General features: G+C 66.1%; 14 protein-coding genes. 7 read left to right on the forward strand and 7 right to left on the reverse strand.

Going from position 1 to position 22638, the window contains the following annotated elements:
- Nucleotides 1–74 precede the first annotated feature (74 nt).
- The 5 genes from AC1VVM_RS15495 (at nucleotide 75) to AC1VVM_RS15515 (ending at nucleotide 7638) form a co-directional block, all read left to right on the forward strand.
- Nucleotides 75–2144 (forward strand): glucosidase family protein, encoded by a 2070-nt coding sequence (locus AC1VVM_RS15495; RefSeq protein ID WP_482955447.1) that lies wholly within the window; start codon nucleotides 75–77, stop codon nucleotides 2142–2144.
- On the forward strand, nucleotides 2141–3616 hold the full coding sequence (locus tag AC1VVM_RS15500) for a tryptophan halogenase family protein (protein WP_482904535.1): 1476 nt from the start codon (nucleotides 2141–2143) through the stop codon (nucleotides 3614–3616). The genes AC1VVM_RS15495 and AC1VVM_RS15500 overlap by 4 nt, the downstream gene beginning before the upstream one ends.
- Before the next feature lie 12 nt (nucleotides 3617–3628).
- Nucleotides 3629–5260 carry an alpha,alpha-trehalase TreF gene (gene treF, locus AC1VVM_RS15505; RefSeq protein WP_482955448.1) on the forward strand — a complete coding sequence of 544 codons (1632 nt, stop codon included), beginning with the start codon at nucleotides 3629–3631 and terminating at the stop codon, nucleotides 5258–5260.
- A 121-nt stretch (nucleotides 5261–5381) separates the two neighbouring features.
- Nucleotides 5382–6491, forward strand: coding sequence for a dipeptidase (locus tag AC1VVM_RS15510; protein ID WP_482955449.1), 1110 nt, complete (start codon nucleotides 5382–5384; stop codon nucleotides 6489–6491).
- Nucleotides 6492–6804: 313 nt separating this feature from the next.
- Nucleotides 6805–7638 (forward strand): transglutaminase-like domain-containing protein, encoded by an 834-nt coding sequence (locus AC1VVM_RS15515; protein ID WP_482904538.1) that lies wholly within the window; start codon nucleotides 6805–6807, stop codon nucleotides 7636–7638.
- A gap of 4 nt (nucleotides 7639–7642) precedes the next feature.
- Here AC1VVM_RS15515 and AC1VVM_RS15520 read toward each other — a convergent pair whose 3' ends face one another.
- The gene (locus AC1VVM_RS15520) at nucleotides 7643–8947 is read right to left on the reverse strand and encodes a sugar porter family MFS transporter (RefSeq protein WP_482955450.1); all 1305 of its coding nucleotides are present in this window, start codon (nucleotides 8945–8947) and stop codon (nucleotides 7643–7645) included.
- Nucleotides 8948–9242: 295 nt separating this feature from the next.
- Here AC1VVM_RS15520 and AC1VVM_RS15525 point away from each other — a divergent pair, with 295 nt between their 5' ends.
- Nucleotides 9243–11840: a TonB-dependent receptor gene (locus AC1VVM_RS15525; protein ID WP_482955451.1), complete on the forward strand. Its 2598-nt coding sequence runs from the start codon at nucleotides 9243–9245 to the stop codon at nucleotides 11838–11840.
- 61 nt (nucleotides 11841–11901) lie between these two features.
- The gene (locus AC1VVM_RS15530) at nucleotides 11902–13146 is read left to right on the forward strand and encodes a histidine-type phosphatase (protein ID WP_482904541.1); all 1245 of its coding nucleotides are present in this window, start codon (nucleotides 11902–11904) and stop codon (nucleotides 13144–13146) included.
- A gap of 10 nt (nucleotides 13147–13156) precedes the next feature.
- Here AC1VVM_RS15530 and AC1VVM_RS15535 read toward each other — a convergent pair whose 3' ends face one another.
- The 6 genes from AC1VVM_RS15535 to AC1VVM_RS15560 form a co-directional block, all read right to left on the reverse strand.
- A complete protein-coding gene (locus tag AC1VVM_RS15535) occupies nucleotides 13157–14200 on the reverse strand; it encodes a glycoside hydrolase family 76 protein (RefSeq protein WP_482955452.1) in 1044 nt (347 codons plus the stop codon).
- Between the two features lie 53 nt (nucleotides 14201–14253).
- A complete protein-coding gene (locus tag AC1VVM_RS15540; RefSeq protein WP_482955453.1) occupies nucleotides 14254–17772 on the reverse strand; it encodes a DUF3857 domain-containing protein in 3519 nt (1172 codons plus the stop codon).
- 79 nt (nucleotides 17773–17851) lie between these two features.
- Nucleotides 17852–19201 carry an MFS transporter gene (locus tag AC1VVM_RS15545; protein ID WP_482956363.1) on the reverse strand — a complete coding sequence of 450 codons (1350 nt, stop codon included), beginning with the start codon at nucleotides 19199–19201 and terminating at the stop codon, nucleotides 17852–17854.
- Between the two features lie 57 nt (nucleotides 19202–19258).
- A complete protein-coding gene (locus AC1VVM_RS15550) occupies nucleotides 19259–19582 on the reverse strand; it encodes a hypothetical protein (RefSeq protein ID WP_482955454.1) in 324 nt (107 codons plus the stop codon).
- A gap of 30 nt (nucleotides 19583–19612) precedes the next feature.
- Entirely contained in the window at nucleotides 19613–21586 is a 1974-nt protein-coding gene (locus AC1VVM_RS15555) for an OPT family oligopeptide transporter (protein WP_132386442.1), read from the reverse strand.
- Nucleotides 21587–21712: 126 nt separating this feature from the next.
- Complete coding sequence (locus AC1VVM_RS15560; RefSeq protein WP_482955455.1) at nucleotides 21713–22588, reverse strand: LysR family transcriptional regulator; 876 nt, start codon at nucleotides 22586–22588, stop codon at nucleotides 21713–21715.
- Nucleotides 22589–22638 lie beyond the last annotated feature (50 nt).

The raw sequence follows: 22638 nt of genomic DNA on the forward strand, positions 1-22638 counted from the left end.
CTGGTTTTCGAAAGGCCGCGCTCCTCCCCCTCCTCCCGGAGCGCGGCCTTTCACATTTTACATGGAGCTTCCCGATGCCTCCCCTGTTTCGCAGGCCCTCCCTTCGGCTCGCCGCGCTGGCCTTGACGGCCGCTCCTCTCGCCCTTGCATCCCCCTCGCCCGCCTGGGCTCAGGAGGCTACCACACAGGCGCCCCTGCACACCGTGCAGGAGGGACTGAACCTCAACACGTTCGTGCAGCAGGGACCGGTAGCCGCGCACGTGCTGCTGCGCTCGGGCAATGACCCGCGCGTGATCGTCGCCTTCCCGGCGGGCAACAGCGGCGTGGGCCTGTGGTTCGAGAAAGTGCCGCAAGCCGCCGAATGGACGATGACCGGGCAGCCCCAGCCCGTCAGCGGAACCGACGCGCAGGGACGCACCCTGCACGGCGTCACCTTCCGCGCCGAAATCCGCGCCTCGCGGCTGGTCGTGCGACAGGCGGTGCTGTCCAGCGTGCGCGTGCTGCGCGACTATCAGGCGCTGGGCACGGCTCCGGCGGAAGTGCTGGTGCCGGGACAGACGCAGGCCCGCACGCTCGTCTGGGCAAGGGACCGGCTGGACGGCGCGCCCGGCTACAAGCTCTCGCTCACCGCCGAGCAAGGCACCGTCAGCGGCAACACGATCACGGCGGGCCCGGACGGACGCATCGTCTTCACGGTGACCGCGCTCACCGGCGAACAGCCGCTGACGCCGTTCACGCCCGAAACGCTGCTCACCGACAAGGCTGCCGCCGACCCGGCCGCCCGAGCCGCGTTGCAATTCCTCAGCTACCATGAGAAGTTCATGGCGGGCTCCTGGAGGTTCAACACCTATTTCGGTCGCGATACCCTGATGTCGGTGCGGATGCTGATGCCGGCGCTGCAACCGGAAGCGGTGGAAACCGGCCTGCGCGCCGTGCTCGAACGCCTGTCGCACGACGGCAACGTGGCGCATGAGGAAGACATCGGCGAATTCGCGGTGCTCGATCACATGCGCGCGGGTCAGGGCAAGTCCGACACGCCGACGTTCAATTACGCGATGATCGACAGCTCCTTCATGCTGGCGCCCGTCGCTCAGGCATGGCTGCTGGACGATCCGCGCGGCAAGGCGCGCGCTGCCGATTTCCTTGCCGAGCAGGATCAGGGACGTCCGCTCGGTCAGGCGCTGATGACGAACATCCGCTTCGTGGCGCAGCAGGCACAGGCCTTCGCCAAGGACCCGCGCTGGAACAACCTGATCGCGCTGCACCCCGGCATGGATGTCGGCCAATGGCGTGACAGCAACGATGGGCTTGGCGGCGGTCGCTATCCTTACGACGTCAACGCGATCCTCGTTCCAGCCGCGCTCGACGCCGCCGACGCGCTCGCCCGCGCCGGCCTGCTCGACGCTTTCACCAAGCCCGAGGACAAGGCCATGCTGGCGCAGCTTTCGCAGATGGCGAAAGTCTGGCGCGAACGGGCGCCCGGGCTGTTCCAGCAGACCGTGCAGCCTGCCGCCGCGCAGGCCGCAATCGCCCGTTATGCCAAGCAGGAAGCCGTGCCCGCCGCCCCCGCGCTGGCGGCAGCGCAGCGCCCGATCCGCTATCACGCCATCGCGCTCGACGCGCAGGGCAAGCCGGTGCCCATCGTCAATTCCGACGAAGGCTTCGCGCTGCTCTACGGCCGCCCGACCAGCGACCAGCTGAGCATTGCCGCCGAGACCATCGGCGATGCCTTCCCGGCGGGCCTGATGACCGGCGCAGGCATGGTCGTCGCCAACCCGGTGTTCGCCTCGCCCGAACTGCAAAAGACGTTCAGCCGCAACGCCTATCACGGCACGGTGATCTGGTCGTGGCATCAGGCCCTCGCCGCATCCGGGCTGGCCCGCCAGATCGCGCGGACGGACCTTTCCCCCGGCGTCTGCCGCCAGCTTCTGGCCGCACAGGACAGCCTGTGGAACGCCATCGCCGCCAGCCGCAGCGTGCAGAGTTCCGAGCTGTGGTCGTGGAACTACGAAGGCGGCGCCTACAAGGTCGTGCCCTTCGGCGCGAGCGGCGCGGATGTCGACGAATCCAACGCGGCGCAGCTCTGGAGCACGGTATTCCTGGCCGTCCAGCGCCCCGCACCAGCCACGGGATGCGGTAAATGACAGACAAGGCGCCGATCCGCTCCATCGTCATCCTCGGCGGCGGAACGGCCGGATGGATGACGGCCGCGGCCCTGTCCAAGGCGCTCCAACCGAACGGGATCGCAATCCGCCTCGTCGAATCCGACGCCATCGGCACGATCGGCGTCGGCGAGGCGACGATCCCGACGATCCACTGGTTCAACCAGCTCCTCGGCCTCGACGAAGCCGAATTCATGGCCGCCACCAAGGCGACCTACAAGCTCGGCATCGAATTCCAGGGCTGGCAGGGCGACGGGCACAACTATCTCCACCCCTTCGGCACGTATGGCGGCCCCGGCGACGCCGTGATGTTCCCGCACCGCCTGATCCGCGCGTGGCTGGGCGGGCATGACCTCTCTCCCGAAGACTATTCGCTGACCACGCAGCTGGCGCGCCAGCGCCGCTTCATCCAGCCCGCGAACGACCCGCGCTCGCTGCTCTCCACGCTGGGCTATGCCTACCATTTCGACGCCAGCCTCTACGCCGGATACTTGCGCAAGCACGCCGAAGCGCGCGGTGTGCAGCGCCACGAAGGCAAAGTGACGGAGATCGAGCAGGACGGCGAAACCGGCTTCATCGGCAGCGTGTCCACCGACAAGGGCGAGCGCCTGTCCGGGGACCTCTTCATCGATTGCTCGGGCCTGCGCGGCCTGCTGATCGAGGATCGCCTGCAAGCCGGATTCGAGGACTGGTCGCACTGGCTCCCCTGCGACGGCGCATGGGCCGCGCCGACCCCGGCAGACGCGGAGCCGGTGCCTTTTACCCGTTCGATCACCCATGAAGCCGGCTGGCGCTGGCGCATCCCGCTGCAGCACCGCGTCGGCAACGGCTATGTCTTTTCCAGCGCGTTCCAGACGCCCGAAGCCGCGCGCGAAACGCTGCTCGGCGCGATTGGCGAACCGAGCGCCGAACCGCGCCTGATCCGTTTCACCCCCGGCCGCCGCAAGCGCGCGTGGGTCGGCAATGTCGTGGCCATCGGCCTGTCCAGCGGATTTCTGGAGCCGCTGGAATCGACCAGCATCCACCTGATCCAGACCGGCATCGGCAAGCTGCTCTCGCTGTTCCCGCGCGCCGGCTGCGAGCCGCTGCTGGCTGAGCAATACAACCGCATCTTCGCGCGCGAGATGGAAGACGTGCGCGATTTCCTCGTGCTGCATTACCACTTCACCGCCGGGCGCAGCGAGCCGATGTGGCAACACTGCCAGACCGCCGCGCTGCCCGAAACGCTCGCCTACCGGATCGCCCAGTACGAGACCTCCGGCCGGATCATGTTGACCGGCGAGGACCTGTTCCGCGACGCCAGCTGGTTCGCCGTGATGACCGGCCAGGGCATCCGCGCGCGTGACTACAACCCGATGCTCGATGCCGCGCCGGAAGCGGAAAACCTGCGCCATCTCGAAGCGGTACGCGCCGCCGTTCGCCAGTCGAGCGAACGCATCCCCCGGATTGCCTGAGGAATCCCCGACGTGAACCGTGCTGCCCCCTCGCGCCGCCTGGCCCTGCCCACCCGTGCGGGGCTGGCCCTGCTTACCACCCTCGCCTGCGCCGCGCAGGCCGCCCCGCCTCAGAGCCCCGAACAACTTTTCGGGCCTCTCTACGAAGCAGTCCAGACCGAACACATCTTCGCCGATGGCAAGACCTTCGCCGACGCCACCCCGCGCGAAGACCCGGAAACGATCCTGCGCGCCTGGCACGCCGAACAGCCGGAAGGCCCCGAGGCGCTGCGCGCGTTTGTCCTGCGCCATTTCGACGTTCCGCACGCCCCCACCGAGAAGCTTTCGCTCAAGGCCCATATCGCCGCGCTCTGGCCGCAGCTGACGCGGCCCCCGCTCGATCCCCCGGCGGGTTCCTCGGCGCTCGCCCTGCCCGCCCCTTATGTGGTTCCCGGCGGCCGCTTCCGGGAAATGTACTATTGGGATTCGTACTTCACGATGCTGGGCCTCGTCGCGGACGGGCACGACGATCTGGTCGAGGGGATGATCGACAACTTCACCAGCCTGATCGAGCGCTTCGGCCACATTCCCAACGGCACGCGCACATATTACCTCGGCCGTTCGCAGCCGCCGTTCTTCGCGCTGATGCTGGACCTGTCGAAGCAGGCCGACCCAAGGATCCGCGCCCGCCGCCTTGCCGCGCTGCGCAAGGAACATGCCTACTGGATGGCAGGAGAGGCCTGCGCGACCGCCGCGAAACCCTGCGAACGTGTGATGCGCATGCCCGATGGCAGCCTGCTGAACCGCTATTGGGACGATAACGACACCCCGCGCGACGAGTCCTACGCGGAAGACCGCACGACCGCCGCCAAAGCGTCCGGACGCGATGCCGCAGAGGTCTACCGCGATTTGCGGGCGGGTGCCGAAAGCGGCTGGGACTTCAGCTCGCGCTGGCTGACCGATCCGCACAACCTCTCCACGATCAGGACCACCCGGATCGTCCCCGTCGATCTCAACGCGCTTATGTGGGCGATGGAAACGCGGATCGAGAAGGGTTGCGAAGCCGCCGCCGACAAGCCTTGCGCGGCCGAGTTCGCCCAGCGCGCCGCACGGCGCAAGGCCGCGGTCGACCGCTATCTCTGGTCCAAAAAGGACGGGCGCTTTGCCGACTGGTCGCTGGATGATCGCGCGCCGACGCCGGTTCTGTCCAGCGCCACGCTCTATCCGCTCTTTACCGGCATGGCCTCGGCCGCGCAGGCCAAGGCCATGGCCGGGATCACCCGCACCGCACTGCTCGCGCCGGGCGGGCTGCGCACGACGACGCTCACCACCGGCCTGCAATGGGACGCACCCAACGGCTGGGCGCCGCTCCAGTGGGTCGCGATCGACGGACTGGGCCGCTACGGCGAACAGGCACTCGCGCGCGACATCGCCCATCGGTGGGTAGAGACGGTGCAGGTCACCTACCGCGAAACCGGCAAGATGCTCGAAAAGTATGATGTCGAGGAGCGGCTGCCCGGCGGCGGCGGCGAATATCCGCTGCAAGACGGCTTCGGCTGGACCAACGGCGTGACCCGCGCGATTCTCGAACGCTATCCAGAGCTTGAGAGCGCAGGCGCGACCCCCAATCCCAATCCGGCATCGGCTCCGGCAAAACAGCACTGACCTGACGATAGCGGCGAAGACGAGCTTCGCCGTTTCATCGATTACAAATGTCGTCTGTCGACGAGATGTTGTTCGCGCGCCCCGCGCCTTCCATCCGCCATGCGTTCTTGGGAGGATATATATGGATCGTCGCGAAATTCTGACGCTGGCCGGAGGGGCGGTTTCCGCAGCGCTTTTGGGCCCCGTCGCCGCTTATGCCGCGCAGGCGCCGGCGCGGAAATCCGGCAGGGCGCTCGTCATCGACGGCAATCTCGTGGCACCGGTGGATTCGCCCGATCCGCTCGATGCGGAAACGCGGGCCATGGTACGCTCGTCGGGCCTCGATGCGTTCAAGATAACGCTCGGCGGCAGCGGCAACCTGAGCAAGGCCGAGACCGACGAACAGATCGCCAGCTTCGCAAAAGGCATCGCGGTCAATTCGGACCTGTTCACGAAAGTCACGAGCCCCGCCGATCTCGCGCAGGCGAAGCGGAACGGGAAAGTCGGCGTCATTCTCTCGTTCGAGGCGGCGGGAATGCTGGAGGGGCGCGTCGAGAATATCGACCATTTCCGCGCCGCCGACGTGCTGGTGATGGGGCTGACCTATAACACCGTCTCGCCGTTCGGTTCCGGCGTACTGGCGCCGCAATCGACCGGCCTTACCGAACTGGGACATGCGGCGGTAAGCCGGATGAACACGCTCGGCACCTCGATCGACATCAGCCACAGCGACGAGCGGACCAGCCTCGATGCGATGGCAGCCTCCAAAAAGCCGGTGCTCATTACCCACGCCGGCTGCGCCGCGATCCACCCGCATCCGCGCAACAAGTCCGATGCACTGCTGCGCACGCTGGCGGACAAGGGCGGCGTGGTCGGGATCTACGAGCTGGCCTTCCTCGTGCCCGCGCCCGCCCAGCCGGGTCTGGATGCCTATCTCGCCCATATCGAGCATGCCGTGCGCGTCTGCGGAGAGGATCACGTGGGGATCGGGACCGATGGGCTGCTCACCCCGTTCGACACATCGCCGGAAAGCATGAAGGCCTGGAACGACGACATCGCGGAGCGCAAGAAGGCCGGCGTCTCAGCACCGGGAGAAGGCCCGCCGCCCTTCGTGATCGGGCTCAACCGGCCGGATCGCTATGCAGTGATTGCCGATGCACTGGCCAAGCGCGGCTATTCGCGCCGGACGCTGGACAAGATCCTCGGCGGGAATTTCGAGCGTGTCTTTTCGGAGACCTGGCAGAGCGCCTGATCGGGGCACCTGACTTGATGCCCCCTAATAGGACCGTCTCGGGGGGATTGAGACGGTCCTACGGGGTTGCGACCCGGCAATTAGGGGGGCGCCGGGCCACACGGGCAGCTAGCAGCCAGTTTATGCCGGGCACAATGGTTGAAACCCGCGAGTCGGCGGCGGGTCAGGCGAGCCGGTGGAAAGGCGCGGCAGTCTGTTTACCAACCTAATGCGATGCCGGCGCAGCGCGTAAATTCGGGCGATGTTGCGCAACTTCCCGGCGCCGGAACGGTTGCTCGCAGTGATCGGGGTGCAGTTCAGGAGAAGACCGGCAGTGACCCAAAACCGCTCCGATGCGACCTCCCCGCCGCCACGCGCAGAGGCGGCCACGAAACTCTCCATTCATGCCCGGCTAGACTATCAGTTCGACAAGCCGACAGACATTCTTCTCCAGCTGGAAGCGGCGATCATTCCCGAGCAGCAGGTGCTCTCGGCCAATATCGATTTGCCGCCCTGCGAACATTTCGCCCGCGTCCCCGCGCAGGATTGCATCGGGGAGCGGATCTGGCTCCGCGCGCAGGGGAACCTGCGTGTCGACTATCGGGCCATCGTCTCTATCGAGCGGCTGCTGGCCGACTGCCGCAAGCTCGACAGCGTGCCGCCGCATCAGTTGCCGGGGGAAACGATCCAGTACCTCATGGCCTCGCGCTATTGCCCGGCGGACCGGTTCCAGAGCTTCGCGGCCTCCGAGTTTCCGGATCTGGGCGGCGGCGCGCTGGTCATGGCGATGCGCGACTGGGTGCACGACAAGATCAGCTATGTGCCCGGGGTCAGCACCAGCCAGACCACGGCGGCCGATACCTTCATCCGGCGGCAGGGGATCTGCCGCGATTTCGCGCATGTGCTGATCACGCTGGTGCGCGCCGTCGGCATCCCTGCGCGGATCGCCAGCGTCTATGCGCTGGGCGTAGAGCCGCAGGACTTCCACGCCGTGGCCGAAGTGTTCCTGGGCGGCGAGTGGCATCTGATCGATGCCACCGGCATGGCCCGGGAGGCGGTGATGGCAAAGATCGGCGTCGGCCGGGACGCGGCCGATGTCGCCTTCCTCACCGCTTATGGAGACGCCCGGATGAACGAGCAGCAGGTTCTGGTCGAACCCGCTGCCTGATGCGTCACATGGCCTCGCCGATGGCCTCCAGCGAACGGCGCTTGGTTTCGGGGAAGAACAGCAGCACCACCACGAACTGAAGCGCCATCATCGCCGCGAAAAGCCAGAACGGCAGCGCGTGGCCACGCGCGGCGGCGAGCGGAAAGCCGAAAGCGATCACCGCGTCCATGAACCAGTGGACGGAGGAGCCGAGGCTCTGCCCGCGCGCACGCACGTCGGTCGGGAAGATCTCGCTGATATAGACCCAGATCACCGCGCCTTGCGAGAACGCGAAGAAGGCGATGAAGGCGACCAGCAGCCACAGCAGCCACTCGTGGTGGGTGCCGCCGGAGAAGATCGCGGCAACGCCTGCCAGTGCCGCCGTCAGGCCGACCGAGCCGATCAGTAGCAGCGTCTTGCGGCCGATCCTGTCGATCACGGTCAGCGCCAGCGCGGTGAAGACAAGGTTGCAGGTACCGATGACGATGGCCTGCTTGTCGGCCGAAACTCCGGAGAAGCCGGCGGCGGCAAAGATGTCGTTCAGATAATAGAGAATCGCATTGATGCCGGAGAGCTGATTGAACGCGGCAATGCCGACGGCCAGCAGGATCGGCCTGTGGTGCCGCTTCCAGCTCAGGCGCGCGGCATGAGTCTGCGCTTCCGCGCGGCGCCAGATCGCCATTTCGCCCGCGACGTCAGGGTTGCCCAGCTTGCTCAGAACGGCGGCGGCCTCCCCTTCCCGGCCCTTGGCGAAAAGCCACCGGGGGCTGTCGGGGATGGTCTGCATCATCACCAGCAGCAACACGGCGGGCAGCGTGGTCACGCCGAACTTCACGTGCCAGTCCATCGCGCCAAGCTGAAGGCTGGAGACCAGATAGTTGCTGAGATAGGCGACCAGAATGCCCAGCACGACATTGAGCTGGAACGCGCCCACCATCATGCCGCGCCGCTCGGCGGGGGCGATCTCGGCGATATAGACGGGCGCCAGAACCGAGGATGCGCCCACCGCGAAACCGGCCAGCACACGCATGATCAGCAGCATGGGCCAGTTCCACGCCAGAAAACAGCCGATGCCGGACACGAGATAGAGCAGCGCGATCACCGTCAGCGAAGCGCGCGCGCCGTAGCGGTCGCCCGGAATACCGGCGAGCAGCGCGCCTGCCAGCGTGCCCCACAATGCGCTTGAAACCGTGACGCCCACACCTGTCGCGCCGAGCGCGAAAGCGCTGCGGATGCCCTCGGTGGTGCCGGCGATAACCGCCGTATCGAACCCGAACAGCAGTCCGGCGAGCGCACCCACCATTACGCCACGGAGAAGCGTCGCATTCATTGTCCCATCCCTTGTTCCCGACCTTCAGAGCCGCAGCCGGTCGTGTCGCAGTTCGATAGCGGAGGCCGGGTTCGCGACATAGGGATTTATCGGCGGGATTTATCAGCGGGTTGAGGGCCTTGCGCTGCCGCGACGGACATGCCCGGCTCCATGTGTCGCGTAATTGCCACAGCCACGCCCAATTTCATCCATGTTCCTGTCCCCACGGCATTTCCCCCGGATCGTCATCGAGCTGTCATCGGCCTCGACCAGTGGGCGCTCGTCGCCAAAGACAAGATCAGGGAAAAGATTCTTCATGTCGCTTCTGCGCGCGCCTCTGCTTCGCCAAACCTCGCTGTTCACCCTTGCCGCTGCCGCCATGGTCGGTGTCGCGAGCCCGGCCCGTGCCGCTGATGCTGCCGCCGATGCTGCCGCTGCCGATACTGGCGCCGATGCTGCCGCTGCCGATACTGGCGCCGATCATGGCGACGAGATCGTCGTCAACGGCGATCTTGCCGCCCAGCGCAAGGCGATTGCCGAGAAGCGCGACGCGTTCAACACCGTCGAGACGCTCGAAGCCAACGACGTGGGCAAGCTGCCCGACCAGAACGTGGCCGAAGCCGTGAAGCGCCTGCCCGGCATCTCGGTCGCCAACGATCAGGGCGAAGGCCGCTACGTCATCATTCGCGGCATCGACCCGAACCTCGTCAACGTCACGCTGAACGGCCAGACCCTTCCCGCGCCCGAGCCCGATGGCCGCGTGGTGAAGCTGGACGACCTTCCCTCCGCCATGATCCAGTCGATCTCGGTCTCGAAGTCGGTCCTTCCCAACCAGGACGCCAATGCCATCGGCGGTTCGGTGGACATCAAGACCAAGACCGCCTTCGACAGCGCCGCGCCATTCTTCCTCGATGCACGCGGATCGATCGGCTACTACGGATTGAACCACAAGACGCCTTACCAGTTCGACGCCACGGCCGGTGGCCGCTTCGGCGCGGACGAGCAGTTCGGCGCCGTCGTCTCGGTCAACTATTCGCGCCGTCCGATCGAATCCGAAAACTATCAGGCCTCGGAAGACTACACGACCTACAACGGCGTGCCGGACGGCAATGGCCTGCGTGACTACAACCTCGTGCGCAAGCGCCTTGGCGTGGTCGGCAACTTCGACTGGCATCCCTCGGACACGGTGAAGCTCTACCTGCGCACCAGCTATTCGAAGTTCAACGACAACGAAACGCGCGACCAGAACCGCCTGGCGGTCACGTCGGTCAACGGCACCACCGGCGCCATCGCCGGCACCGCCACGATCCTCGTGCGGCACCGCGAAGAGGACGACAACACCAAGTCGGCCACGCTGGGCGGCGAGTTCGACGATGTGGCCGGCGGCAAGCTGGAAATGTCCGGCGGCTGGACGCGCGCGACCAAGGTCGACCCGGTCCGCAGCGAGTTCACGTTCACTGCCCCCAAGGGCAAGACCGCGATCGACTACGACGCCTCGACCGATCCCTACACCATGGTGCCCAGCGATTCCGCGCTGTTCTCCACCCCTTCGGCCTTCGCGCTCAGCAAGTACAACTTCGAACACCGCCGCTCATTCGAGCAGCTGTGGCAGGCCCGGATCGACTACACCCACCCCATCGCCCTGGGTGACGATTCCACCTTCGCGATCGGCGCCAAGTACATCGATCGCCACAAGGCGGACGACCACGACAAGACCGACTACAAGGCGGGCACCGCGTGGACGCTCAACCAGGGCGGCGCCTATACCGGTGACGATAGCTTCTACGGCGACATGTTCAACTTCGGCACGCGCATCGATTACGACGCGGCGCGCGCCTACATGAGCGCCAATCCCTCGGTCGCCAAGATCGACAACGCGGGAACGCTCTCCGACAGCCTCGCCAGCGACTACGACGTGCGCGAGAAGATCACCGCCGGCTACATCATGGCAACGCTGCGCTTCGGCGGGCTGACCGTGGTGCCCGGCGTGCGCATCGAGCATACGGAAGACTCCACCAGCGCCAAGGCGGTGGACGATAACTCCACGCTCGACGAAGGCTTCAACGTCTTCGGCCACCAGAGCTACACGGACCTGTTCCCGGGCATCAACGCCAAGTACGACTTCGGCAACAACCTTGTCGCCCGCGCCGCCGTCACCACGTCTATCGGCCGCCCGAACTATCCGGATCTGGCCCCTTACGTGGTGGTCGAGGACGATACGGTGTCCAACGTCTCCATGGGCAATCCCAACCTCAAGCCGCTCAAGGCGGTCAGCTATGACGCCTCGCTGGAATATTACCCGACGGCGGGCGCGCTGTTCTCGGCCGGGGTGTTCCACAAGTCGATCGACAATCCGATCTACACTTACAACACCCGCCAGACGGACGTGACGATCGCCAACGTCCTCTACGCCGCGGCCGATGTCGCCTCGCCGATCAACGCCAGCAGCGAACAGCTGACCGGCGTGGAATTCAACGCCCAGATGCAGTTCGTGAATCTGCCCGGGTTCTGGAGCGGCTTCGGCGTATCGGCCAACTACACCCACGTCTGGGGCCATGCCGATGCCGACTTCGTGCGCGACGGAGGCATTCCGCTGATCTACCAGTCGAAGAACGTCGCCAACGCGCAGATCTTCTATGAGAAGTACGGCTTCGGCGCCCGCCTCGCGCTCAACTACCGTTCGGCCTATCTCGACCTGCTCGGCGCCGATGCCTCGACCGACGAGTATACCGACGGCAATGCCCAACTCGACCTGCACCTCAGCTACCAGATCACGCCGCAGTTCTCCGTGTTCGGCGACGCGATCAACCTGACCGACGCACCGTGGCGCCGCTACGTGGGCGTTCGCCAGCAACTGGTCGAGCGCGAGCAGTACGGCGCGCAGTACCGCATCGGCGTGCAGATGCACTTCTGATCGGAACGGGAACGGGAACGGGAACGGGAACGGGAACGGAATTGTGACAGGATCGATGTCGATGAAACGCATGAAACTCGCCGGCATCGGTCTTGCCGCACTCGCCGCGCCGCTTGCGGCAGTCTCCGCGCAGGCGCCTCAGGCGTCCACGCGGGATGCCTCCGACCTCACGGTAGACCGCGTGGTGCTGGTCATGCGCCACGGGGTACGCCCGCCGACCAAGGACCCGGCGATGCCCGCCGGGACCGCCGTGGGCGACTGGCCCAAGTGGTCCGTCGCACCCGGCTGGCTGACCCATCATGGCGCCGAAGCCGTGGCCGCGCTCGGGCAGAGCGACGCGAAAGCCTTCCGCGCCGCCGGTATCCTTCCGGCGCGCGGATGCCCTGCGCCCGGTACCGTCCGCGTGGTGGCCGATAGCGACCAGCGCACCATTGCCACGGCCGAAGCCTGGATGGGCGCGCTCGCCCCCAAGTGCGGCCTCACCGCCGAACATCCGCCGCAAGGCCAGCAAGACCCGCTGTTCTCGGCCATTGAGGCCAGCCCCGCCAACTGGGACCCGGCGCAGGCCGACGCCGCCGTGCTTGCCGCCGCTGGGCCCGGCGGCCTTGCCGCGCGCGACGCGCAGGAACAGGCGCTGGCAGCGCGGCTCGATGCCGTTCTCTGCGGGCCGAATACCGCGCCCGCCAAGGGCGTCTGCGGCATTTCCGCGGTGCCGTCCTCCTTCAAGGGCGCAACGGCCACTTCGCGCCCCAAGCTTTCCGGCATGCTCGACAAGGCCTCCACCGCCGCGCAAGCCCTCCTGCTGGAATATGCAGACGGCAAGCCGATGGCGGAAGTCGGCTGGGGCCGTGCCAGTGCCGCCGACGTGACCGCGCTCTCGCGCTTCCATGCACTGGAATTCGAGCTTCTCGCCCGCCCGAAACCGATTGCGGCTGCCAATTTCGCGCCGCTGGCCGCAATCGTGAAGCAAGGTCTCGAAGGTCCCGCGCGGATCACGGTGATTTCCGGCCATGACACCAATGTCGCCAATCTCGGCGGACTGCTGGACGTGCACTGGCAGATCCCCGGTTTCGCGCAGGACGACCCCGCCCCCGGCGGCGCCATCGTGATCGAACGCCTCCACGACCGGGCCGGGCAGACCTTCATGCGCGTCTCCTACCGCGCCCAGACGCTCGACAGCATCCGCAATGGCGGCGCCACAAGCGGTGTTGTGCGCGTGGCGATGAGCCCCACCGGCTGCACCGTGCCGCAGCACCCCGGCTTCTGCACGCTGGAGCAGTTCAACGCCCTGATCGACGGAAAATAAGAGGCCCGAGTTAGCCGGTCGCGGCAAGCAGGATGTCGATCCCCGACGCCTGCGTTGCTGCGCCGGTGGCCGATGCACTGTCCGACCAGTCGCTGCCGATCGGCTTGGTTCCGGACGCGCTCATTCGCCACACCGCATCGGCATTCGCGCGAACCCAGCCCATGAGTTCGCCGCGTTCCGGCCCCTCAGGCATTATCTCCAGCAGATGGCCGAGGTGGTAGGCGAAGATGCCCTTGAACATCCAGCCGTCCGACCCAATCGCATCGACCGGCTCGCGCAGAATGCCCTGCGGCGTCGAAAGCCCGCGCGTGGCGGCGAGCGCCAGCCTGACCGCGCGGTCGTGATAGCCTGCATCGCCGGTAATCCGGGCAAGATCGCTCAAGCCGCCGATCAGCACGCCCTGATTGTAGGTGAAGCGCGGCTGCCCGTTGTTGCGGCAATTGCTGTCGAGCCCGTCGTTCACCAGCCCGTCGGCGCCGATCATGGATGACTGCTCGAGCCACGCCCAGCCGCGCAGTGCCCAGTCCCGATAGCTGGCCTGCCCGGTGGCGAGGTACAACTGGGTCGAGGCGTAGATGAGCAATTCGTTGGTGATCGCGTTCTTGTAAGTCCGCGCCGGATCCCACCACAGTCCGCCGCCGCAATGGTCGTCCCAATAGTCCGCAACGATCTCGCCGTACGTCTTGATGGCATAAGCCAGCAGCGCCGGATCGCCGTCGCGCTGCCAGGCATGGACATTGGCGATCACCGCCCACAACGCGTCGTCGTTGAGCGCGAGGCCGGAGTGATTGCGGACCGCCGCATCGACCTGCCGCCCCCAGCGCCGGTCGCCCGTCCGCCGTTCATGGTCGATCAGGGCATCGACGACGACAAAGCGCTGCCAGGGCTCGATCCCGTCCCAATCGTCCGACTTGCCCCATCGCCGGTCCAGATAATCGACCGCCGCGCGCGTCCGGCCGGGCCACGGGTTGTCCTCGGCATGGACGGGCGCAGCGCCTTGCAATAGCAGCGCCCCGGCCAGCATGCGCCGCACCATCCATCGCAGTCTCGTCATCGGGGGCATAGGCACAGGCATCCCCGCCCCCTTACACGAACCTCGGCCCGGTTCTAGAAATCGCTGAATCCCGCCGAAGTACCCGCGTAATTCACGGCACGGCCGACCCGCGCGAATTCCTGTTGCACGGCCGGTGTGCGCAGCGCGCTCTGCACGGCATCGTGCAACTGCTTCTCATAGGGCAGTTCCGGAGTGCGAATCTGGAACCGCATGAACAGCGCAAGCGCGTCAGACCGGCTCTCCTCATCCTTCAGGCGAGTGACCACGATATTCGCCATGGCCGGGGCATCGTTGCGGCAGGCAGCCACCATCATCGTCGCGCTCCAGCTATCGTCGGGCTTGGCGGACATCTTGTCCTCCAACGCCTTGGCCTCGCCCGGGCGCGACAGCGCGTGAAGCGCGCAGGCCTGTTCGGCCCAGAGCCAAATCCGACCGAAAGCGCTGGTTTTCGTGGATTCCTGCTCGTCCAGAACCTTTGCCGCGTCGAGCGCCTCCTGATGGCGCCCCATGAGGTTGAGCATGTTAATCCGGTTCATCGCTGTCGTAGCCAGCGAAGGATAGGCATCCATGCCCAGCGCAAGCACGCCGTCCAGTGCAGCAAGCCCTTCGTCCGCCCGCCCCAGATCGTGCAGGGCCGCAGCATATTGATGGACCAGCCGGAAGGCATCGTCGCCGGTAGCCTCCACTTGCGCCTTGTCGGTCACGAACGGCTTGGCGGCGGCGACCGCCTCATCCGGCCGGCCGACGGCACGCAGCGCACTGACGTAGGCGGTCAGCGCCTCGGCATCGCGCGGCGCGGCCTTGGCGGCAGCGGCCGTGCGCGCCACGTCCTGTTCAAGGTTCTTGCGGAACCCATCGGCACCAAGGCGGTCCAGATCGGGCCACAGCGCCTTGTGCCGTTGGTCGAGCGAGAACAGCGCCAGTCCGAACGCACTGGGCTTCAACGCAAGGCCCGTGCGTGCCTTGTCCAGTTCGCCCCGGCGGCTGTGCGCGGCGATGGCACAATTGAGCATGGCACTACCGAAAATCGTGCGCGGCTCCAACTGCCAACCCGCGTCGGTAAGGGCGATGCAGACATCCTGGCCCGCCGCTTCACGCTCCGCCGCCGGCAGCTTGTCCGCTTCCTGCAAGATCTTCCGGACCCAATCCGGGCGTAATTCCGCCACGACCTTCGGCTGCGCCTGCTGGGTCCGGCGCAGCGCCTTGATCATGGCATGCGCGTCGTTTCCGTCGATCTCGAACGCGAGCCAGAGGCTGAACACCGCGGGATTGCCGTCGAATTGCTCGGTCGCGGATCGCAGCGATGCAAGGGCCGGACCGGACCGGCGCAGTTGCGCCAGCGCCGCCCCTTTCAGGCCTTCGACCAGACCGGCCTCGGGCGAAGGATGCTTGAGCTTGTCCAGCATGCCCGATAGGATCGGCAGTGCCTCGATCATCGAGGCATCGTCCCCCTTTTGCAGGAGAGCGGAGGCTTTCTGGAAATCCGCTGCAAAGGGCGCCATGGTCGCCTTGTCCAATCCGCCCGGCGGGGGCGCAGACGGGCGTGCGGACTTTTCAAGGTAGAATTCCAGCCCCGTCTCGTCCTTGATCTTGTCCGAGATCGCGTAGACTTGCTCTGCGCCGGCCGCCGGCACCGCGTCCTGTCCGCCGGTGGACAGATGATAGCTGATGCGCGTGGTATCGCCGCTTCGGGTGCCACGGCGCGAGAAAGTAATCCCATCGCCGCTGGCTTCGACATCGTCGGGCGCCCAGAGTTCGCGGTCCTTCACGGTCAGCTCGATCACCTGATCGTGCGAGACGTAGCGCGGCAAAACCAGCGGCTGCTGACGCGGACCGCTCTGCCGGTCCGGTAGGACATTCCCGAAGTCATAGGCATTGGTGACCAGCTTGGCTGCAATCTTGTCCTTGGCGAAATCGGCTTTCGAAAGCGTGTAGTTCTCCACGACCAGCACCGTGTTGGCGTCGCGGTCGTCCCGAATCTCCAACGGCTTCGATTCGACGATGCCTGCGAAGTTCTTGCGATAGTAATCGAGGTTGCCCTTGGTAATCGTCTGCAGCGAGCCGTCGGCCACATCGGCCCGCATGTCGTCGGCACGCGCGCCGGTGTAGCGAGTCTCCACATGGAGCGTCAGCGGCACCGCGCCGACCTCGTCCACGGTGAACTGCTCCAGCACCACCATGCCGCCGGCATTGGCCGCAAAACCGTCAAGCGGTTCAAGCGCGGTCTGCCCGGCCGTGATCGGCAGGCCGTACCCATAATCGGCCTGCACGATCCCCTTGCCCCGGCCGCCCCGGTGAGTGCCGGTGGGATCGAGCCAGATCGGCTTACCATCGAGCATAGCGCGAACGATCACGTGATCGAACAGCAGCGGCGAAGGCAATCGGATCGGCAACCCGAGTCCTCCATTCGTGGTGACCAGCGCGGGCACCGCGTCGATCCCCAGATGCCGCAGCGCTACGGCCAGCAGCAGGCTCTTGTCCTTGCAATCCCCATAGCCCCGCTCCAGCACGGTACGCGGGCGGCGGGGAACATAGGATCCCTCGCCCATTTCCTCGCCGACGTAGCGGATATTGTCCTGAAGATAGCGGGTCACCTCGGTCAGGCGATCCGCCGGCGCGGGATAGGCCTTGGCGATGGCATCCAGCCGCGCGCGGAAATCGTCGGTAAGCCCCTCGTCCCCCACGTAGAGTCGGGCGGTCCACTGGGCGAGTTCGCCCCAGCTCTTCATCGTCGAGATATCGACCTTGCCCCATTGATAAGCCGTCTCGGTCACGTTCTCCTCACCCTGCATGGCGGAGGGATCGGTCTCGGTCCATTCCCACTCGGTAGTGCCGTCATGCGAACGCGGAGTGAAGGACACCGTGCTGTTGAGCGCCTTGAAAGACAGGCCCATGCCGGTGGGCCAAATGAAGCGGACCGCGCGCATCGCCAGCGGATCGGAATAGCGCTGGCCGAACTGGTCGAAGAACTGCCCCGGCCAAAGCGTGGAGCGAGTGTGCGTGGTATAGGCGAAGTCGATAATGTCGCCGACGCGAATGTCCTTGAGGTAGGCGACGGCCTTCAGCGTGCCGCTGACGATCTCGTCATCAAGGCTGTCCTCGTGCTCGACCACGCGGAAGCTGGTCTTGTCGGTCAGGTCTATGAGCTGGCCGTTGCGGATGACATGGACGAAATCGAGCGAGACGGTCTCGAAATGCGGGTCGAAATCGGCCTCGATCTTGCCGTTGTCCTCAAGCCCGCTGCGCTCGGTGACGGCAGAGGCAAAGCGGAACCACTCGTCGTGCCCTGCGGAAGTGACGCGCACCTGTTTGTCCGAAAGGAGGTTGGCGGTGCCTTCCGTCACATGCTCCAGACGGGCGGGCGTGAGCTTCGGCACATCGCGCAGCACAACCCAGTCGGGCACCGTTTCGCGGGTGATCGTGGCCGTAGGCTGGGGGCCCGCGCTTACGGCGGCGCCCTCGCCCTCGCCCTCACCTACGCTGCCGGCGGTTTCCGCCAGTGCGGGCACAGTCGCCAGGGCAGTACTCAGAAGCAGGCCGACAGAAAATGCCTTCGAATAGAAACGGCGCATGAAAACTCTATTGATGAGTGATTTAACGGGCGGTTGGTATTCCGCCGGGCCCGAAATCGCAAGGCGCGGGGGCGCATCTTCACTTGATGAAATCTGATGGAAACTGGCTTTCGAAATGAACTGTTCGAAAGTCCGTCAGCCGGAAGCATTTCCGGGCACGCTCGCGCGGGGACGCAGGCGGAATATCCACACCGGCCGGACCGTGAAAATGGAGCAGGTCAGGCACAGCGCGGCCGTGCCCACGGCCAGCGGCCAAAGCGCCGCGCCGTTCATGGCGATCAGGTCGGACTGCGATTCCAGCCACTTGCCCGCAAGGCAGGCCGAAGCGCCGAGGCCGATCTTGGTCGTTGCCGTGAACAGGGCCATAGGCAAGGCTGTAATCGCCCGGCCCCCTGATCTCCGGCGCCTGCCCGACCAACTCCGAAAACAGCGACCATGCCAGCAGCGCGATCCCGCCCACCAGCCCGCCGAACACCGCGAATACCAAGATTGCGCCAAAGGGACCGGCATCGACCGCCACCGGCAGCAGCAGGATGACCGCACCGATCAGGAGATAGGCAATCGACAGGCTCTGCGCGAGGCCATGCCGCCTGGCGAGCGCATTCCACGCCGGGATCACTCCCAGTCGCGCGATGGCAATGGCCAAAGGCGCAGCGGCAAGCACCCATTGAGTGCTGATCCTGAGATGCAGCAGCGCCTTTCCAATCGCGCCCAGCGCCCCGGCGCCCACCATCTGCGCAAGGCAGAACGGCAGCACGCAAAGCGCGACGCGCGCCATGTCGCGAAGGCCGGTGCTGCTCGCCGGACGCTCGCCCCGCCCGCGCCATAGATGGGTGAACATCCAGGGCAGCGGCAGCAGACCCAGGAAGGCGATGCAGGCCAGAAATGCGAAGAGCATCGTCGGCAATCGGGGGCCGCCGATCAGCATCAGCGGCAGCGCCATCGCCGCAACCAGCAGCGCACCGCCCGCGGATCCGATCGTGCGCAGGCGCATCAGGCGCATGTGCCCGTAATGTGCCGCCAAGGGCACGTTCAGTGCATTGTGCGGCACGTCGAAGAAGGCGAAACTGGTGCGGAACAAAAGAATCAGAGCAATCGCCGGGCCAATGCCGCCCGGACCGGCCAGCGGCAACAATGCAAAGCTCACGCAAGCAACAGGCGCGGCCACGGCAGCGATGACCGGCAGCCAGCGACCCAGTGCAGGCCGCCGGGCCAGCAAAGCGCCCCAGCCGATGTCGAGCAGGGCATTCCACGCCGAACCGGCCAGAAACACGCCCCCGGCAAGAACCGGATCGAGCCGCAGCACCACCACCAGAACGTAGAAGGCGAAGGCGTCCTCGGCCGACCACAAGAGGTTCTTCGCCAGATGCGATACCGCGAAGGCCCGCAGGGAATCCTTGGGAAAGGGATCGGTCACTCCGGCGCGCATAAGCACGCCCTGTGACTCTTTCGCGTCGATATCCCGTTCCGCGCGCCGAACGGATTCTCAGACGCTGAATGCGTAGGTGATGAAGATGCACACACCGGCCATCAGCGTCATCGCGGTGATGAAGCTGATGTCGGCGATGTGCTCAAGCACGAAGAGCCGCCGATCTGATCCGCCGCGCAAGGCGAAATAGGCCGAAAGCGTCGCGACCAGAAACAGCACCGCGTCCAGCGAGAGCAAGTCGTCGGCGAGAGTCTGGCTGCCCTGCACTGCCAGCTTGATCTGGATGATCCCGATCGCGGTCAGGCAGACGCCCACCATCGCGGCCGCAATCGGGCAAATCATTCGGCAAGTACGCTCGTCGAGCTTGGGGTTTCGCGGCATCGAAAGCTTCCTTGTCGAGAGGCCCCGGTGTCAGGGCCGCGTGACGAGCGCAACCGTGCGCCGGTACAGCACCGCCACCAACAGCACGAACACCGCCGTCCCCAGCACCAGCGGAATCTGGCCGAGATCGCCGACAAGCGCGAGCGGACTGTCGCTGCCCGAAGCCGCGACGATACCCGCGAAGCCGACGCCCCAGAGGCTCTCGCCGACGATAAGGCCGGTCGCGGTCAGTACGCCCATGCGGTGGGCGAACTCGGGGTCCTTCTGGCGCCCGGCCCAACGGTCGTAGAACCAGCCGACCACTGCGCCGGTGACGGTGGGCAGGATCACGCTCATCGGTAGATAGATGCCGATTCCGACGCCGAGCGGCGGCAGGCGGAGCTTGCCCATGAGGCCCAGCACTTCGTCGAGCACGATGAAGACAACGCCCGCAGCCGCTCCCCAGCCGATCATCGTCCAGTTGAGATCACCGCCCAGCACGCCCTTGGCCAGCGCCGAGATCAGCGCGGCCTGCGGGGCCGGAAGTGCCTCCGGGCCCGCGCCCGGTGCCCCGGCGAAACCGAAAGCGGTGTTGAGAAGATCGAGCACCGGCGGGATCACGAGCGAGCCGAAGATCACGCCGATCACCAGCGCGACCTGCTGCTTCCACGGCGTCGCGCCGACAAGCTGGCCGGTCTTGAGGTCCTGAAGATTGTCGTTCGAGATCGTCGCCACGCCGAAGACCACGCCGGTGACAATCAGCGCATAGGCGACGAGCGCCGCAGTCGTATCCGCTGACTGGTCGCGCCCGAACAGGCCCACCAGCAGCACTGCCGCCGCGACCACCGAAAGGATGCCGATGCCCGAGACCGGCGAGTTCGACGCACCGATAAGCCCGGCCATATAGCCGCAGACCGCCGCGATCAGCAGGCCCATGACCAGCACGAACAGCAGCGCACCGGCAATAAGCATAAGCTGCGAGCCCGCCAGAGCCCCGCCCGAAAGCACGCTGGAAAGCAGAATGCCGATCGGCACAAGCATCGCCAGCGTGCCGATCAGCACGATGCCGATCGGTAGGTCCTGTTCCTCCAGAGCCAGCGTATGCCCGGCATTGCGCGCGCGGCTTGCCGCCATCGCTGAACGAATGCCCGAGAGCACTGGACCGGCGATACGCAGTAGCGTCCAGATCGCGGCGACCGCGATCACGCCCGCGCCGAAGAAGCGCACATCGGCGCTGAACACGCTGGTCGCCCAGCTTTCCACGGTGCCATTGGGCATGGGATTCTGCGCCGTCAGCATCGGCAGCAGCACCCACCAGCCGATTACGAGGCCAAGGAACATCGCCAGCCCGACCGAAAGGCCGACCAGATGGCCAACACCGAGCAGCGCGAAGGAAAGCCCGCCCGAAATGCCGGTCGCACCGGCGCCCGTGCGGAACCAGATCGAGGCTTCGGCAACCATCAGGCGCGTCTGGGTGAGGATCGCGAAACCGGCGGACGCCAGCGCATTCCACAGCAGCACCGACAGGCCCTTGGCGCTCTCTTCCGCTCCCTGATCGGTGGCGAAACCGACCCGCAGCACTTCGGCCGCGGCATGGCCCTCGGGATAGGGCAGCGAGGTATCGACTACCAATGCACGGCGCAGCGGTACCGAGAACAGCACGCCGAGAATGCCTCCGGTGCCGGTGATCGCCGCCGTGGTCCAGTAAGGGAAGCCCTGCCACCAGCCGATCATGACGAGACCGGGCAGCACGAAAATGATCGCCGCCAGCGTGCCCGCCGCGCTCGCCACGGTCTGGACGATGTTGTTTTCCAGAATCGTCGAGTTTCCCAGCGCGCGCAGGATCGCCATCGAAATCACGGCGGCCGGGATCGAGGTGGCGAAAGTGAGCCCGACCTTGAGGCCGAGATAGACGTTGGCGGCCGTGAAGAAGAGCGTGATGACGCCCCCCAGAAGCACGCCGCGCACGGTGAGTTCCGCGACCGGCGCTGCGCCAGCCACCTTGCCACCATGTGTTCCTGCCATTTTTGTCACTTCCTCTTGGTATTCGGTCCTGTGCGAAGGCCCTGATGGCACGGCCTTGCCCGGCAGGCTAGAAAAACGATGGGACTTCGGGATTTTCGCCAGGCCGCCGCCTGTCCCCTCCCCCGCTCACGCATCCGCCTTGTCCAGCAATGCTCGGACTTCCTCCGCCACCGCAACTGCCGCCGGAGAGCGGGTGCGGCCGCGCCGGGCGATCAGGCAGATTTCCCCGTGCGCCTGCGGACTGCCCGCGACGTCAAGCTGGACGATCCGCCCCTCGCGCAAATCGTCGGCAAGGAATGTGGGCGAGGATATCCAGACGCAGTCGCTCCGCAGGACTGTCTCGCGCAGGACATGGAAATTGTCGCAGATGAAGCTGCCCGCGTCGCCGCTCCTGCCGCCGGTCGGCATGTCCACGGCGCTGGCGACCGGATAGGCTTCCAGATCGGCCATGGTCACGGCTCCCTTGCCGGTCAGCGGATGGCCGCCGCGCACCATGCACGCCACCCGGATCCGGCCCAGCCGCTCGATCTCGGTGCCGGGGACGCGTCCAAGGTTCCAGTCGTTGCCAAGGATCATCTCGATCCGGTCGTTCAGCAATTCGGCAACCAGTTGATCCGGCACCCGCACCTGTGTTCGGATGCGGATGGCTGGCCAGGTCCGCAGCAGCGAACTGGCGATACGTGGCAGGAACAGGCCCGCCATCAGCGGCCCCAGCCCGATGGCGACTTGCCCCGGCTCGCCCTGCGGATAGCGCTTGAGGCTGCGTTCAAGGTCTCCTGCCGCGTCGAGCAGCCGCTTTGCCTGCTCGACAACGTGAAGCCCCGCCGCCGTCGCATGGACGCCGCCGCGCCCCCGGTCGAACAGCGTGACTCCGTGTCGCTGCTCGAACGCGGCGATGCTGCGGCTGAGCGCGGGCTGGGTGATCCCCTCCTCCTCCGCCGCGCGCGAGAAGCTCTGGTTGCGGGCAACGGCAACGATATGGCGCAGGCGCGTCAGGTCCATGGTATTCCCATCATGCATCCAATCATGGCTTGATATGCATTGGACGACAT

It is taken from the genome of Novosphingobium sp. BL-S-33 (genome assembly GCF_056857025.1).